The 15,734-nt window shown below is 31.9% G+C and carries 14 protein-coding genes; 5 read left to right on the forward strand and 9 right to left on the reverse strand.

Translation table 11 applies throughout. The annotated features are described in order from the left end of the window. Nucleotides 1-325: 325 nt before the first annotated feature. From FC55_RS05670 to map, 4 genes are all read right to left on the reverse strand, one after another. Nucleotides 326-1,210, reverse strand: coding sequence for a YihY/virulence factor BrkB family protein (locus FC55_RS05670; protein WP_004563826.1), 885 nt, complete (start codon nt 1,208-1,210; stop codon nt 326-328). Nucleotides 1,211-1,227: 17 nt separating this feature from the next. Further along, nucleotides 1,228-1,680: a LysM peptidoglycan-binding domain-containing protein gene (locus tag FC55_RS05675; RefSeq protein ID WP_225355445.1), complete on the reverse strand. Its 453-nt coding sequence runs from the start codon at nt 1,678-1,680 to the stop codon at nt 1,228-1,230. 114 nt (nt 1,681-1,794) lie between these two features. Next, nucleotides 1,795-2,667: a UTP--glucose-1-phosphate uridylyltransferase GalU gene (gene galU, locus FC55_RS05680; protein WP_003702763.1), complete on the reverse strand. Its 873-nt coding sequence runs from the start codon at nt 2,665-2,667 to the stop codon at nt 1,795-1,797. Between the two features lie 169 nt (nt 2,668-2,836). Then, the gene (gene map, locus FC55_RS05685; RefSeq protein ID WP_003705135.1) at nt 2,837-3,628 is read right to left on the reverse strand and encodes a type I methionyl aminopeptidase; all 792 of its coding nucleotides are present in this window, start codon (nt 3,626-3,628) and stop codon (nt 2,837-2,839) included. A gap of 156 nt (nt 3,629-3,784) precedes the next feature. Here map and FC55_RS05690 point away from each other — a divergent pair, with 156 nt between their 5' ends. The 3 genes from FC55_RS05690 to FC55_RS05700 all read left to right on the forward strand — a co-directional run bounded on the left by FC55_RS05690 (nt 3,785) and on the right by FC55_RS05700 (nt 7,599). Then, nucleotides 3,785-4,240 carry a flavodoxin gene (locus FC55_RS05690; RefSeq protein ID WP_003705137.1) on the forward strand — a complete coding sequence of 152 codons (456 nt, stop codon included), beginning with the start codon at nt 3,785-3,787 and terminating at the stop codon, nt 4,238-4,240. Then, nucleotides 4,240-4,650 carry a GtrA family protein gene (locus FC55_RS05695; protein ID WP_003702760.1) on the forward strand — a complete coding sequence of 137 codons (411 nt, stop codon included), beginning with the start codon at nt 4,240-4,242 and terminating at the stop codon, nt 4,648-4,650. The genes FC55_RS05690 and FC55_RS05695 overlap by 1 nt, the downstream gene beginning before the upstream one ends. 90 nt (nt 4,651-4,740) lie before the next feature. After that, nucleotides 4,741-7,599: a YfhO family protein gene (locus FC55_RS05700; RefSeq protein ID WP_004563823.1), complete on the forward strand. Its 2,859-nt coding sequence runs from the start codon at nt 4,741-4,743 to the stop codon at nt 7,597-7,599. Nucleotides 7,600-7,657: 58 nt separating this feature from the next. On the opposite strand, the gene FC55_RS05705 is transcribed toward FC55_RS05700, so the two are convergent. The 4 genes from FC55_RS05705 to wecB all read right to left on the reverse strand — a co-directional run bounded on the left by FC55_RS05705 (nt 7,658) and on the right by wecB (nt 11,651). Continuing rightward, a complete protein-coding gene (locus tag FC55_RS05705) occupies nt 7,658-8,644 on the reverse strand; it encodes an ornithine cyclodeaminase family protein (RefSeq protein WP_004563822.1) in 987 nt (328 codons plus the stop codon). 13 nt (nt 8,645-8,657) lie between these two features. Beyond that, a complete protein-coding gene (locus tag FC55_RS05710; protein ID WP_003703062.1) occupies nt 8,658-9,524 on the reverse strand; it encodes a sulfite exporter TauE/SafE family protein in 867 nt (288 codons plus the stop codon). Between the two features lie 17 nt (nt 9,525-9,541). Then, complete coding sequence (locus FC55_RS05715) at nt 9,542-10,336, reverse strand: TrmB family transcriptional regulator (protein ID WP_004563820.1); 795 nt, start codon at nt 10,334-10,336, stop codon at nt 9,542-9,544. A gap of 172 nt (nt 10,337-10,508) precedes the next feature. Beyond that, on the reverse strand, nt 10,509-11,651 hold the full coding sequence (wecB, locus tag FC55_RS05720) for a non-hydrolyzing UDP-N-acetylglucosamine 2-epimerase (protein WP_004563819.1): 1,143 nt from the start codon (nt 11,649-11,651) through the stop codon (nt 10,509-10,511). Nucleotides 11,652-11,776: 125 nt separating this feature from the next. On the opposite strand from wecB, the gene FC55_RS05725 reads away from it, so the two are divergent. Further along, nucleotides 11,777-13,012 (forward strand): aminopeptidase, encoded by a 1,236-nt coding sequence (locus FC55_RS05725; protein WP_004563818.1) that lies wholly within the window; start codon nt 11,777-11,779, stop codon nt 13,010-13,012. 328 nt (nt 13,013-13,340) lie between these two features. After that, complete coding sequence (locus FC55_RS05730) at nt 13,341-14,948, forward strand: APC family permease (RefSeq protein ID WP_004563817.1); 1,608 nt, start codon at nt 13,341-13,343, stop codon at nt 14,946-14,948. Nucleotides 14,949-15,059: 111 nt separating this feature from the next. On the opposite strand, the gene pgmB is transcribed toward FC55_RS05730, so the two are convergent. Further along, entirely contained in the window at nt 15,060-15,731 is a 672-nt protein-coding gene (gene pgmB, locus FC55_RS05735; RefSeq protein ID WP_014568609.1) for a beta-phosphoglucomutase, read from the reverse strand. Between the last annotated feature and the right edge of the window lie 3 nt (nt 15,732-15,734).

The raw sequence follows: 15,734 nt of genomic DNA on the forward strand, positions 1-15,734 counted from the left end.
CTTTGTTTAGTTTTCAAAGATCATATACTTGGTTAGAACAACTCATCTGCCCTAACAGCATAATCTACTATACCGACTTCAATACTATTCGTCAACCCCTTTATTTCAAGGTATTTCGGGTATCCAAAATCACAAAGTTCGTATTTTGTAATTTAAAAACAGTTTCATTTTGATTCACTATCACCATTTTAATCTCAAAACCACAAACAAACTCTACTTTCCACTCAAATACTTCGGTTTAATCATCAGAAAATTTTTTTGAATTTTTTTTAGGATACTAAAAATAGCTATTAAAATTGAATATTTCATCAATTAATAGCTACTTTTACTGAAAAATTTTTCTTATTGTACTACTCTTAGTCTTTACTTCGCCAAAGAAATAATATTCTAAACCTGCATTTACTACCGAACCTAGCATTATTACCCAACCGGTATAATTTAACCATAATAACAGAACTATAAATGTACCTAGGGCTTCATAACTTAACAAAGTCCGCGTAAAGTATCTAACATAAATAGAAAAGCCTTGCGATAATCCCAGCCAACCTATTGTTGCTAAAATAGCTCCCGGTAATACTAAAATAAAATGTAATTTAGCGTTGGGGATTAGTGTGTAGATCAGTATTATAATTACAAAAATACCAATTGCAGCTGTTGGCCATTTCCAACGCATAAATAAATCTATCCAATTAGTGGAAAGATTCAGCAAAGGTGTAATATAGTCCAAAGCTATCTGTCCAAAACTGAATACTAAAAATAGCGCAACTATTAACAATCCTAAAACTACTGTAATAAAAATAGAGAATATTCTTCCTAATACTGCACCTGTTCCAGTTCCCTTACCTACTCCATATGCCATATTTAAACCATTTTTTAAAGCATTTATTCCTCGACTAACCGCCCAAAGTGCTAAAATACCACTAACAGAGGCAATTCCACCTGAACCTTTCTTTAGCATGGTCTCAATAATTGGCTTTAAAGTCGTAAAAACATTACTTGGAACTATTACTTGTAATCCATTTAAAACATCTGCTTCTTTTAAATTAATTATCGAAAGAATATTTCCTAACAAAATGATTGTAGGTAAGATCGCTAATAATGCATAGTAAGCAATTGTTATAGATGTACTATTTATATCCGCTTCACTCGCACGTTCAACAATTAAGAGAAATAAATCACGAAATTTATGTAATTTTTCTTTCAAATTCATCATTACTTTCAATATTTTTAACGTACACTATTCTTTGGTATTTTTAGTGTAGTTCCTGTTGAAACAGTTCTTTGAGTCAATCCATTAACCTGCATAATTTCTTCAATCGTTGTATTGTATTCTTCCGCAAGCATTGTCAAATTATCGCCTGCTTTAACTGTATAAGTAATATACTTAGATTTTTTAGAACTACTACTACTCATTGTATCTGTTTCAAAACTTGCTTCTTCATTATTTTTCTTTGGTTCAGATTCTTTTTTAGTAACTTTTACTCCATATTTTTCACGCGCAACTTTTTTGTTACTTTCATATTCTGCTTTCTGCATCGCTGCAGTTGGCATTGCACGCTCAACAATTATCCCCTTTACAGGAGTTACCATCACTAACAAAATAGCGATAAGAATTACTGAGATAATGGAATAAGCTATCCATCTTCTTTTTTTCTTATGTCTCTTTTTCAAAATTTTCACCTCTAAAAAATTAATTAGATTAATTAACATACCTAACCTATTATAAAATTAAAAAGCCTGAAAAGAAACAAAATCTTTTCAGACTCCTATAAAAATAATAAATAGTAAATAGTATTATTTAATCTTCTTAGAAAGTTCTTTGATATATTCTTTCAATTCATCTCTTACTTCAGGATGACGTAAACCGAATTGAATAGATGTCTTCAAATATCCAAACTTATAACCTACATCATAACGTTGACCTTTAAATTCATGTGCAAATACTCTTTGAATCTTATTTAAACGGTCAATAGCATCAGTTAATTGGATTTCATTACCAGCACCTGGCTTTTGTGTTTCAAGCATATCGAAAATTTCAGGTGTTAATAAGTAACGACCAATGATTGCTAAATCACTTGGGGCCTTGTCAACATCTGGCTTTTCAACAAATTGCTTAACATCAAACAAACCTGGTTGAGTTTCTGCAGCTGGATCAATTACACCATACTTATTTACTTCTTCATGAGGTACTTTCATTACAGCTAATGTTGAAGCATGTGTTTTTTCATAACGATCAATTAACTGTCTAGTCAAAGGAACCTTATCTTCCATAAGGTCATCACCTAACATAACAACGAATGGTTCGTTACCTACAAAATCTTTTGCCATTAATACAGCATCACCCAAGCCACGTGGATGTGATTGGCGAATAAAGTACAAATTAATATCTGTTGTTTGCTGTACTAATCGAAGTAATTCTGTCTTTCCTTTTTCTGTTAGATTTTGTTCCAATTCTGGTACTGAATCAAAATGATCTTCAATTGGACGCTTACCCTTTCCGGTAACAACTAAAATATCTTCAATGCCAGATTTTTTAGCTTCTTCAACAATATATTGAATTGTTGGTTTATCAATAATAGGAAACATTTCTTTAGCTAATGCCTTTGTAGCAGGTAAAAAACGTGTCCCCAAACCTGCAGCAGGAATAACAGCTTTTCTTACTTTCATATCTTTCGTAGACTCCTTAAATTTAAGTTAGTATATCAACAATAAATGTTTATATACTCTCCTTACTGATTATACCAATAATAGCGAGATTTACAAGATTAAAATAAGGGCTTTCATAAAAAAATAAGTACTTAATTGCTAAAAAACAATAAGTACTTACTTTTTTATACTAATCGTCCAATAGATATTTTTTATCTCTTTCAGGATCTTGAGAAGTTAAAATCTTAGGACCATCCTTAGTGATTGCAATAGTATGTTCATATTGGCAAGATAAACTACCATCTGCTGTACGTGCTGTCCAACCGTTAGGATCATCCATTTCTGCTTCCCAACCACCAATATTTACCATTGGTTCGATTGTAATTGTCATACCTTCTTTTAAGCGAACACCTTGTCCAGCTTCGCCATAATGAGGGACATTAGGACTTTCATGCATTGTGGGTCCAATACCATGTCCTATAAATTCACGTACATCGCCATATCCATTTTCATCTTCTACATAATGTTGGATAGCAGCACCAATGTCACCAATTCTATTTCCAACTTGTGCTTGTTCAATCCCTAAATACAAAGCATTCTTTGTAACTTCCATTAGTCTGTCAATTTCAGGAGTAGACTTACCTACAACATAACTCCAGCAAGAGTCACTCATAGCTCCGTGATAGTTAACAACTGTATCTACCTTAACCAAATCTCCATCCTTTAATATTAAGTTCTTTCGTGGAAAACCATGGCAAATTTCATCATTAACACTTACACATGTGGCATACTTATAACCTTCAAAACCAATTTGTTCTGCAATCGCATCGTGTTCTTTAAAATATTTTCTAGCAAATTTTTCAATTTCCCAACTAGAAATTCCGGGTTTGATAATATCTCTCAAGCCAATATGCATTCCAGCTAAAATTTGACCAGATTTTTGCATTTCTTTAATTTCACGTGGTGATTTTAAAGTAATCATTATATTCTTCCTCCAATAAATCATTTCCGACTAATCTATTATAGCACTTATCGCTTAATTTGTGATGATTAGAAATTTTAGCAACCTATTCTGAAATATCTGTTATAATATGGAAATGAAATAATTATTGTAATTTTACGAAAGAAGGGCTTTTAAATGGCTAATGTAAAAGTTGTATTTGCAACAATTACAGGAAATAATGAAGATGTTGCTGATATTATCGCAGAAGCATTAGAAAACAAAGGAATTACAGTTGACGTTGAAGAAATTTCACAAGTTGATGCTTTTGACCTAGAAGAGTTCGATGGTGTTATTGTATGTCCTTACACATATGACGAAGGTGCATTACCTGATGAAGGAATGGACTTCTATGAAGATTTGGCAGATGTTGATTTATCAGGTAAAGTTTATGGTGTTGCAGGTTCAGGCGATACATTCTATGGTGAATACTTCTGTACAGCTGTTGACGATTTTGGAACACAATTAGCTAAGGCTGGTGCTACTAAGGGTGCTGAAAATGTAAAAATTAATCTGGCACCTGATTCAGATGAAGATATTGAAATCTTAGAAAACTTTGCCGGTGAATTTGCTGCTAAATTGGAGGAAAATTAATGATTTTCAAGCTTTTCAAAAAATATCAAAGCGTAATTGCCTACTTATTTTTTGGAGGATTAACAACATTAATTAACTTTGTTGTATTTTTCATCTTTGACTCTGGTTTGCATTGGAACTACCAAGTTGCTAATTTTATTGCTTGGTTCTTATCTGTTTTATTTGCATTTTTTACCAATAAAGTTTGGGTTTTTGGCTCAAAATATACAACTGTTAAAGCTTTTTTCATTGAAATGTGGTCTTTTTTCTTCTATAGAATTCTTTCCTATTTCATTGATGCGGGTATTATGTTTGTTGGTATTTCTTTATTGCATGCTAATAGTAGTTTGACTAAACTTATTGACCAAGTAGTAATCGTAGTTCTAAATTACTTTTTTAGTAAATTTTTCATTTTTAAAAAACGAGATTAATTAAATATTCTTTTAAAAACCTCCTAATCATTCACACTTATTACTAATTACGGTAAAATATGTTGTGAGCATATTAGGAGGTTTTCTTTCGTGAATTTCTCATTTGAAAAAAAAGATTTCAAAAAATTATTTATTTGGTATTCAATTTCATTTGCGATAGTCGCTTTTTTTGTTTATGGCTCCTATTATTTTTCAGGCCATTCATTAATTTGGCAAATAGATGGTTCTCAACAACATTTACCTCTATTAATTAATTATCGCAGAGCTTTAATTGAATTTTTACACCATCCTTTTTCTGGTATAACGACTTGGTCTTGGAAATACGGATTAGGTGCTGATACTTTTCAAATTTATTCTTATTATACAGTTGGAGATATCTTTGCTTACCTAACCTTACTATTTCCTGCAAGTAAAATAATTTTTGCTTACCAGTTAATGATTATTTTACGATTATATTTTGCTGGATTAGCTTTTACATATTTTGCTAATCATTTCGACTTGAAAAAGTCAGTCATTATTCCAGGAGCAATGGTTTATATTTTTAATGCGTATCTTTTATACGCCAACGTTGCACAACCTTTTTTCACAACTGCATTCATAATTTTTCCACTAATTATCTTAGGTTTAGAAAAAGTTTTGCAAGAAAAATCCGCTTGGATGTTGACATTTGCATTCACTTGGATGTTAATCAATAACTTTTATTTTGCCTTTATTTTAGGCATTGGAGCTATGATTTATTTAGTAATTCGAGTCTTTTTCACTTATCATAAGACTTTAAATTACTTCTTAATATTTCGGAAGCTCGCAGGTTCTACTATTTTAAGTTTGTTACTGAGCTCTGTACTTTTAATCCCTGAATTACTTGCAGTACAAAACTCTACTCGAGCTGGTAGTACTTTCGCCAATGGGTTAAAATTTTATCCACTCTACTATTACTTAGCCTTACCATCGCAGCTAATTAATGGTGGAAACCGTGATTTTTACTTTTGGAGTGCTTTAGGTTTTTCTAGCATCGCCTTTTTCGGAGTAATTTATGTCCTTGCTAAGTATCGAAAATATCCAGTTATGACTGCTATTTTCATCCTTAGTGGGATTATGCTTTTATTCCCCGCTTTTGGTGCAGCATTCAATGGTTTAATGTCTCCTTCAAATCGTTGGACTCTAATGCTTTGCTTACCAGTTTCATTATCTGTATGTATTTTACTAGAACATGTTAAAAAACTATCTCCAAAAATGTTAAAGTACATTACAATTACTACCGCTATTTATATCAGTATTGTAGGTATTAATTATTATTTCCAAAATAGTGAAAAATTATTTATTCCTATCATCTTCTTATTTGTATTTTTAGGTTTGATTTTTTGGTTACGTTTCATTGATTATAAACACGCTTATCGATGGGCAAATATTTTAGTATTGTTAAATGTTATTTTAAATGCTATTTATTTTGAAACACCTTATAATGGAGGTTTTGCTAATGAAATGTTACCAGCTGGTGCTTATGATAAATTGCAAAATCAACGTTATGCTGGTTTAGATTCAGATATTGATAATGATAATACTTTTAAAGTTTCTACTATTAGTAATAACTATTACTTAGGTGAAGACTTTAAAATGTATAACACTCTTAACGAAAAATTGCATGGACTTAGTTCATATTATTCCTTACAAAACAAATATATAGGTCAGTTTGCTTTAAATATGCAAAATGTCCAATATGAAACTAATGTGCCTCTGCAACAGTTTGATGACCGCTCAGTGATCTTAAACTTTTTAGGAGTTAAATATTTATTTACTCAGTTGAATCAAGAAAATGATACTAAAATTCCATATGGTTATCATCTCGATAAAACTACTCGTTTAATCTATGATGTAAACCAAAATTCTAGTAAAAACCAACAAACACGTAGATATGCTACTAAAAATAATTTTCCTTTGCTTTATTGGCAAGACACTGCTATCACTCCTAAAAATTACGATAAACTCAGTGTCTCTCAAAAGGAACGCTTATTAAGTAAGGCAGTCTTTACATCTAGTAATAATGCCAAAGGATTGAAAAAAGCTAAAATTTCCAATACTGATGTAATTGACATTCCTTATGTATTGGTTTCTAGTCGTGGAAATGTTATTGATACTAATAACTTAGAAAAACTTGATGCTAATGAAACTTACAAACTTGTTTTACAATTAGATAAATTGAAGGAAAAGAATAATCTTCCTCAAAATGTAGAATTACATGTTGAAATAAATGATATCAAGTACACTCCATTTTCTTTCAAGAAACAAATTGCACTGGAAGAAAAAAATCAAACAGATGATCTAACTAATGGTCTTCTAGCTGCTAATGAAAAATTGGCCTACTATAAATACTTTAGATATCATGTTTTGAAGGGATCACCTGATATGAGTTATGCTTTAAATATCAGCTCTAATCTTGGAACTGAAACAATTGCTCAACCTCGTCAAAGCAAAACTTCATTCTTTAAAATCGTAAACAGTGGAACCATGAATATGGGATATTTCAAGAATTTACCGGAGACTTTAAAACTTACTCCTTCAAAAATGGGAACTTATAGTTTTAAATTAAAGGTTTATGCTGAACCATTAAATACTAGTTACGATAAAGAAGTAGCTAAAATTCAAAAACATGCACTTCAAAACTTAAAATTCAATAAGCACGGTCTTGAAGGAAAAATAACTACTAATCGTACTGGAATATTAACTTCTTCAATTCCTTATTCTACCGGTTGGACTGCCACAGTAGATGGAAAAAAAGCTCCTGTTATTAGAACTAACCAAGCTTTTGTAGGATTAAAACTCCCTCAAGGCACACATAAAGTTAAATTAGTCTATAATATTCCAGGTTTGAAACTAGGGATGATTACCTCAATCGTTGGATTAATTCTTTTAGCAATTAGTTTGATATATACTAAATTTAAGAAAAAATAATATTAAAAGGAAGCAAAGATTTTTTTGATCTTTGCTTCCTTTTTTAGTTGCTAACTCTTTAATTTAATTCAAACTCGTGTCCATATCCATTAGCTTGTGCTTTTTTTACAATCTTATCTGCAATATAAACATCTAAAACAGCTGTTCCAACTGTTTTAAAAATAGTTATTTCATCATCACTAGTTCTACCTTTTATTTTTCCTGCCACTAATTGTCCTAACTCACCAGTAATCATATCTTTACTAATTTCACCTTTATTTAATGGTTGAATAAAATCACCAGCTTCTTGCCAAACTCCATCAAGGGTATCAAAAACAATGGTTTTAGCTCTTTTTATTGTTTCACATGGTATTTCACACATTTCTGGCGTATATGCTCCAATCCCATTAATATGTGCTCCTGGTTTAACCCATTCATCATTGAAAGTTGCACGTTTTGAAGTAGTAACTGTTGTAATAATATCGGCATTTTCAACACATTCTTTAGCAGTTTGACATGGATAAATATTTTTATTGAATTTATCTGCCATTAATTCAGCAAATTTTTTAGCCCTGCTAAAATCTATATCAAAAATTCTAATTTCTTCTAAATCTCTAACTTCTATCATTGCTTCTAGTTGTGTTGCTGCTTGTCCACCAGTCCCTATCAAAGCTCCAACTTTAGCATCTTTTCTAGCTAATAACTCTGTGGCTGCACCTTGAACAGCACCCGTTCTTAACTGTGTCAAATAAGTACCTTCAATTACCGCACCTAATTCTCCAGTATCAGCATCTAAAGTTATTACTGTCGCTGGCACACTTGGTAAACCCTTAGAAATATTATCAGGATAAACAGAAACGATTTTTAATCCAGCAGCAGCTTGGTTTCCTCCAACATAAGCTGGCATATAAAGATTTTGTCCATTTTTTTCATCTATATCAATATTAGTTCTTAATGGCACCTTAGCTTTTCCTTCAGAATATATCTCTAAAGCTTCTTTATCTGCTTCAATCGCATCTCTCATTGTAAAACACTTTTTTATATCATCTTTTTTTAAAATTAACATTTATATTTCCTCCCTAAGCTTCTTCTTTTTGCTTTGATAACATAGTATAGGCACTATATAGCAAGACAATTACTACTAACCAATTTAAAAGATATGTATTTAGTTGCTTTACCAAAAATACAGCTACTAATACACCTAATACCCCAAAAGTTGCAGTGAATAGAGTTATTTTTCTACTATAGTCATCCAATTTAATAAATTGAACTGAACCAACCGGAACAGAGAATGTACATGCCCCCATCATAATAGGAAAAGCTGCAATTGGATTTAATCCTAGTAAATATACTGTCACCATTGTCAACGCATATGATCCAATCCCAATGTTATTCAACGCACCATATACAAAAAGTAAAAATCCTGCTAAAATCAGTTTCCAACCATATAATTCTGTTGCAGTCCCATTTGAAGGAATTAATTTTAACTGACCAGCAACGATCAAAAGTGAAGCGATAATTAAACCAATCCCTACAAAAACTTTAATGGTTTTTTCTGGCAATTTAACTACAAAACGTGGTCCTAAATATGCACCGATAACTTGGCAAATGATACAAACCAATAAAGTTTTGATACCAACTGATATTCCAGTAATATAGCTCAAAGCCATAACTGCTACAGGTATTACGCATTCTGTATTCAAAGTTCCTGGCAATTTTTTCATGCTTACCCATTTAGCTTTTTGATATAGAACAGTACCAATTGCAAAATCAGAAATTCCAAATGTTGATAAAAAGAATATAATAAATGATGACAATGCTAACCATTTGGAATCAGCTGGTTCTTCCTTAAATTCCTGCTTATGTTTCAATAAATCACGGATAAATACAGTTGCAAAGTATCCGTTTACAATTACAACCATTGTTAATAATATATACCTAACCATTTTCTTTCACTATCCTCTCAATAAATTTCCCTTACTCCTTCAAAATCCACACCATACTCTTTCTTTAGATCTTCCGGTAAATCTCTAAAAATCTTCAAAGTATACGCATCATGTTTTACATATTCTGAAGCTAAACTTATCATAGCTGTATTTTCTGTCCAAATTACATTTGTTGTATAATGATTAATAGTGCCGTACACTACTTGCTTGTTATCTGCAACAACATTAATCCAACGAGAACCGAAATCTGATAACTTATCTTTTTCAAAACCATGGTAATACACATTTTTAAAATCAAAATTATCTTCACTATCTTTGAACAAAATAATAACTACTTTAGTAAGTCGTTTTTCTGCCAATTTTATTAAATTAACCAGCTCATCATCAATATCAGAAGTCCATATTTGAATATATATACTTTCTTTTGCGTTACTGATAACATATTTTATTTTTTCAATCATACTTGTGTAATCATTAATCTTCCAAAGGTGTCCAGCATCTCGTTTAGGTTCTTTAATCTCTTTAAAGCCTTGCTTCAGATTTTTTAAGTCATTCTTAAAAATATGCTCAAGTCTTGCTAAAAATTCATCTGTAGGAATTGCACGGTACATCTTATTTTCTGTTTGATTTACTAAAACCATATTCTTTTGTATTAAATTTTCTAAGACATTGTAAACTTTTGAACGAGCCACACCAGATAATTTGCTAACTTCATACCCTGTCATCTGTTCATGATTAATTAAGGTGAGATAAACTTTTATTTCTGATTCATTGAACCCATATTTTCTCATAATTGTTGATATATCAAGCATTTAATCTTCACCTCCTTATAGTAGTATCTTACAGTAACTACTATAATGCAATTGTTGATTAATTTCAAGTGTATTTTTTCACAAAAGCATTTTAATAGTACAGATTGATATCTTTTTCACAAATTGTAAAAAAATAAAACTAGTCGTCAGAAAACAACTAGTCCTATTACTATTATTCAAACTCTATTGGCTTTTTATCTGTCACACCAAAATAATACGCAATTGCATCTAAAATTCGTTCCGATGCCTTTCCATCGCCATATGGATTCTTTGCTTGTGCCATTCTTTGATATTCAGCATCATTATCTAGCAACTCTTCCATTTCTTCCTTTACTTTTTCAGACTCTGTACCGACTAATTTTAAAGTACCTGCTTCTACACCCTCTGGACGTTCAGTTGTATCTCTCAATACTAATACCGGTTTACCTAATGAAGGTGCTTCTTCTTGAACACCACCAGAATCTGTCATAATAAAGTAACTTCTAGCTGCTAAATTATGAAAGTCAACAACATCAAGTGGTGAAATCAAGTGTATTCTTTCTGTATTTCCTAAAATTTCTTTTGCTGCTTCTTGAACTGCCGGACTTAAATGAACTGGATAAATAACTTCTACATCTTCTCTTGATTCAACTACTTCACGAATTACTTTAAACACACGTCTCATAGGTTCTCCCTGGTTTTCGCGACGATGCATTGTTAGTAAAATTAATTTATTATCAGGAGAAACCTTATCTAGAATATCATGGTGATACTCTTTATCTACTGTTTGTTTAAGTGCATCTATAGCTGTATTTCCTGTAATATAGATATTATCTTCTTTATGGTTTTCTTTAAGCAAATTAGCTTTACTTTGATTTGTAGGAGCAAAGTACAAGTCTGTCATCGCATCTGTCATTTGGCGATTCATTTCTTCAGGATATGGAGAATATTTTTCCCATGTTCTAAGTCCTGCTTCCACGTGTCCAATAGGTATTTGATTATAAAATGCTGCTACACTTGCAGCAAATGTAGTTGTTGTATCCCCATGAACTAATACAATATCCGGCTTAGCCTCTTTTAAGATTTTATCTAGATTGATTAGTACATTAGAAGTTATATCAGTCAAAGTTTGTCTGGCATGCATAATATTTAAATCATAGTCAGGCTTGATATGAAAAATATCTAAAACTTGGTCTAACATTTCGCGATGTTGTGCAGATACTGTTGTAATTGCTTCAAAACGCTGACTTTGTTTTTGTAATTCCAATACTAACGGTGCCATTTTTATTGCTTCTGGCCTTGTTCCAAAAACCGTCATTACTTTTATTTTTTTCATTAACATCCGTCCTCTTCAAATTATGTTTTCATTAAAAGTATAACAAATCCAGTGCTTTTATTGTCAGTTTTTATGGTATTTATGATATATTAAATTTACAAATCTGCTTTGAATGGAGGTCCATTATGACAATTCCAAATTTTAAAGAAAAACTACAAAAATATGCTGAATTAATTGTTAAAGTTGGTGTAAATGTCCAACCAAACCAACCAGTTGTATTATACATTAACGTTGAACAACAAGAATTAGCTCACTTAATTGTTAAAGAAGCATATGCTGCTGGGGCAAGTGAAGTTATGGTTAAGTGGTCAGATACATTTACTTCTCGTCAATTTTTAGAATTTGCTAATCAAGAACGTCTTGAAAATATTCCTGACTATCTTGTAAAAGAAGCTGAATATATTGCTGATAATAAAGCTGCACGTATTTCTGTTATCTCTGAAGATCCTGATGCTTTTAACGGATTAGATCATAATCGTGTATCTACATTCCAAAAAGCTAATGGTAAAGCTTTAAATGTTGTACGAAAAGCCACTCAAAATAACGATTTAAGCTGGACTGTTGTTGGTGCAGCTGGTGTTAAATGGGCTGAAAAAGTTTTCCCTGATTTAAAGGGTGATGCAGCAGTTGACAAATTGTGGGAAGAAATTTTTAAAACTACACGCATCGATCAAGAAGATCCTATTACTGCTTGGAAGAAACATGATGAAACTTTACGTACTAAAGCTGATTGGTTAAATAAAGAGCAATTTAAAGCTCTTCATTACACATCGCCAATTACTGATATTACTGTTGGACTTCCAAAGAATCATATTTGGGAAGGTGCTGGCAGTTATAACGCTGCTGGAATTGAGTTTATGGCAAATATGCCAACTGAAGAAGTCTTCACAGCACCTGATGCTCGTCACATTGACGGTTATGTCGGTTCAACTAAACCTTTGAGCTATGCTGGTAATATCATTGAAAATATGCACTTTGAATTTGAAAATGGCAAAGTTACTAAAGTCACAGCTGATAAAGGACAAAATATTTTAGAAGAACTTATCAAAACTGACGATGGTGCTACTTCATTAGGAGAAGTTTCATTGGTTCCAGATCCATCACCAATTTCACAATCTGGTATTACTTTCTTTAATACTTTATTTGATGAAAATGCAAGCAATCACATGGCTTTAGGTGCTGCTTATCCTTTCTCAATTCAAGGCGGTACTAAAATGTCGGACGAAGAATTAAAGGAACACGGCATCAATATTAGTCAAACTCATGTCGACTTCATGATGGGCTCAGCTGATATGGATATTGATGGTATCAAAGAAGATGGTACTGTTATTCCTATTTTTAGAAACGGTGACTGGGCATAAAAACAATACTGCTAAAATGCGCTTGAGAGGAATTTTTCTCAAGCGCTATTTATATTGTTTAAACATATAACTTTGCTTTACATAATTTATCACCACTTACTAACATTTTCTTATTTTCACACAGGACCAATTTTTTAATTTCTGCAATTTCTAATTTTGAAAACGATTNAATTTTGAAAACGATTATTTTGTATAAATTAAAAAATTGGTCCTATATCCAAATCTTGATAAATTGCTTTTTCTACTTTTTTAGCTTGCATAAATATTTATCTTAAGCTATTCTTTTATTCGTATAATCTTATTACTTTATAAAGAGGTGGAAATTTTAATGGATGACTTAAGCAGTAAAAATTATATTTCCTGGCCTATTCTAACTCTAATGGCCTTTGTTACTGTTATCGGTTTTGATGACATCATGTATAACTTCCAAAACCAAGGAATGACTGTTATTACTTCCTGGGTTTTGATGCTATTTTTATATGTTATTCCTTATTCTTTAATCGTTGGACAACTTGGCGGTATTTTTAATAAAGAAGGTGGTGGTCTTAGTTCATGGATTCGTGGAACTAACGGAGAATTTCTCGGTTACTTCACTGCTTGGACTTATTGGGCTGCTTCCGTACCTTACGTAGTTGATTCTGCAAATTCTGTTGTAGTTGGTTTTGGCTGGGCATTTACTGGATCAAATAAATTTCAAGATACAATGTCTAATGCCGAATTTACATTTTGGACTTTTTTAATTTTCATCGTATTTATTTTTATTCAACGTCACTTGAAAAATTCAATGGAACTCCTTTCTACAATCGGTGGCGGTATGATGTTCATCATGACAATTTTATTTGTTGTTTTAGCCTTTTTTGGTTTAGCTAAGAATGGCGGTCATATGGCAACTCAGCCTATGACTTGGAAAACAATTATCCCTAAATTTGATCTAAAATACTGGTCAACTGTTGGTATGTTAATCTATGCAGTTAATGGTTGTGAACTCATTGCTCCTTATGTTACTAAGATGAAACAACCTAAGCGTGATTTTCCTAAGGCAATGATCGCTTTATCAATCATGACAGCTTTCTTAACTATTTTTGGTTCATTTGCATTAGGTATCTATTTTAATGCTTATCACTTACCAAATGATTTAAAGATGAACGGTTCTTACTATGCTTTTCAAGCTTTAGGACAACAACTTGGTGTGGGTAAATTATTCATGTACATCTACGCTTGGACTTCTGTTCTTTATATGTGTGCTTTACTAGCGGTTCTATTAGATGCTATGACACGTATGTTAATCTCAGATACTGGTGATAAATTCATGCCTAAATTCTTACGTAAAACTAATAGCGATGGCTTACCTATTAATGGCTATATTTTAACTAGCTCATTATCAGCTTTCATCATGCTATTAGGGGTATTCTTACCAGAAATGAATGATGTATTTAATTGGCTTTTGAATTTAAACGGTATTATTTCTCCTGGCGTTACCTGCTGGATTTTCTATGCCTTCATGCGTGTTCGTAAAAATTCAGCTAAATATCCATCAGAATATGTTTACATAAAAAATGACAAACTGGCTTATATTGTTGGTTTCTTGTTACTTGCTGTAACTGCTATTGCTACTATTTTGGGAATTACACCTCAAGATGTTAAGCAATTCAGTCATACATGGTGGTATGAATTAATTATTAATATTGTTGCAATTGTAGTTTTAATTGGTTTAGGTGCTATCTTACCTTCTATCCGTCGACGCGAAGAAAAATATGGTATCGCCTTTAATAAAGGTCAGTGGATTGCTATTTTAGGCATCGTCATTGTATCTATTATTTTTAATCTCTGGCTTGGTGGTACTCATCTAGCTTGGCGCGGATTATATATTGCAATTGAATCAATTATTGCCTTGATTGTAATTACTATGATAGGTCGTAAGAATCCAAATATTTAAAAGAAATGAGGATTAGAGTTCTTTCTCTAATCCTCATTTTTATACGCAAAAAAAGATATTAACCAAAATCAGTTAATATCTTCTTCTCTCAATCACATCTTATTCTCTTATTTACTTATTCACTTTATTCCACACTTGATTAAACAATTCATAGCTAAAATCTTGTGTACTTGGTACAACTTCATCAGCTTGGCTTAATTCATCCTTATCACCAACTGCAACTGCAACCATTCCTGCAGACTTGATAGCAGCTACTCCAGCCACTGCATCTTCTACGCCTACACAATCTTTAGGATCTAAATTAATTGCTTCAGCACCTGCAATAAAGATATCTGGAGCTGGCTTGCCTTTAGCTACCTTAGCTGGATCAGCAATTGCATCAAACTCATCAATGATTCCTAGCTTTTCTAAAATATGTGGAGCATTCTTAGAGGCAGAAGCTATTGCTAGTTTCATGTCATGTTCTTTCAACTCATCAAGTAATCTTTTTACTCCTGGTAAGATATCATTTTCAGTTAATTGACTATCAATTGCTGCTACGTAGTAAGTATTTTTTTCATTTGCCATTTCAGCTACTTGATCACTTGTATACTTATCGCTCAAATTACCAAATTCCAAAATTCTTTCTAAAGATTCAATTCTACTAATTCCCTTCAACTTACTTTCAAATTCAGCTGGTAGAGTTAAATCAAATTTTTCTTTTGCAAGTTGACTCCAAGCTTCAAAGTGAAATTTAGCTGTATCAGTAATTACACCATCTAAATCAAATACTACACCCTTCAAACT

The organism is Ligilactobacillus salivarius DSM 20555 = ATCC 11741, from assembly GCF_001435955.1.
Lineage (GTDB): Bacteria > Bacillota > Bacilli > Lactobacillales > Lactobacillaceae > Ligilactobacillus > Ligilactobacillus salivarius.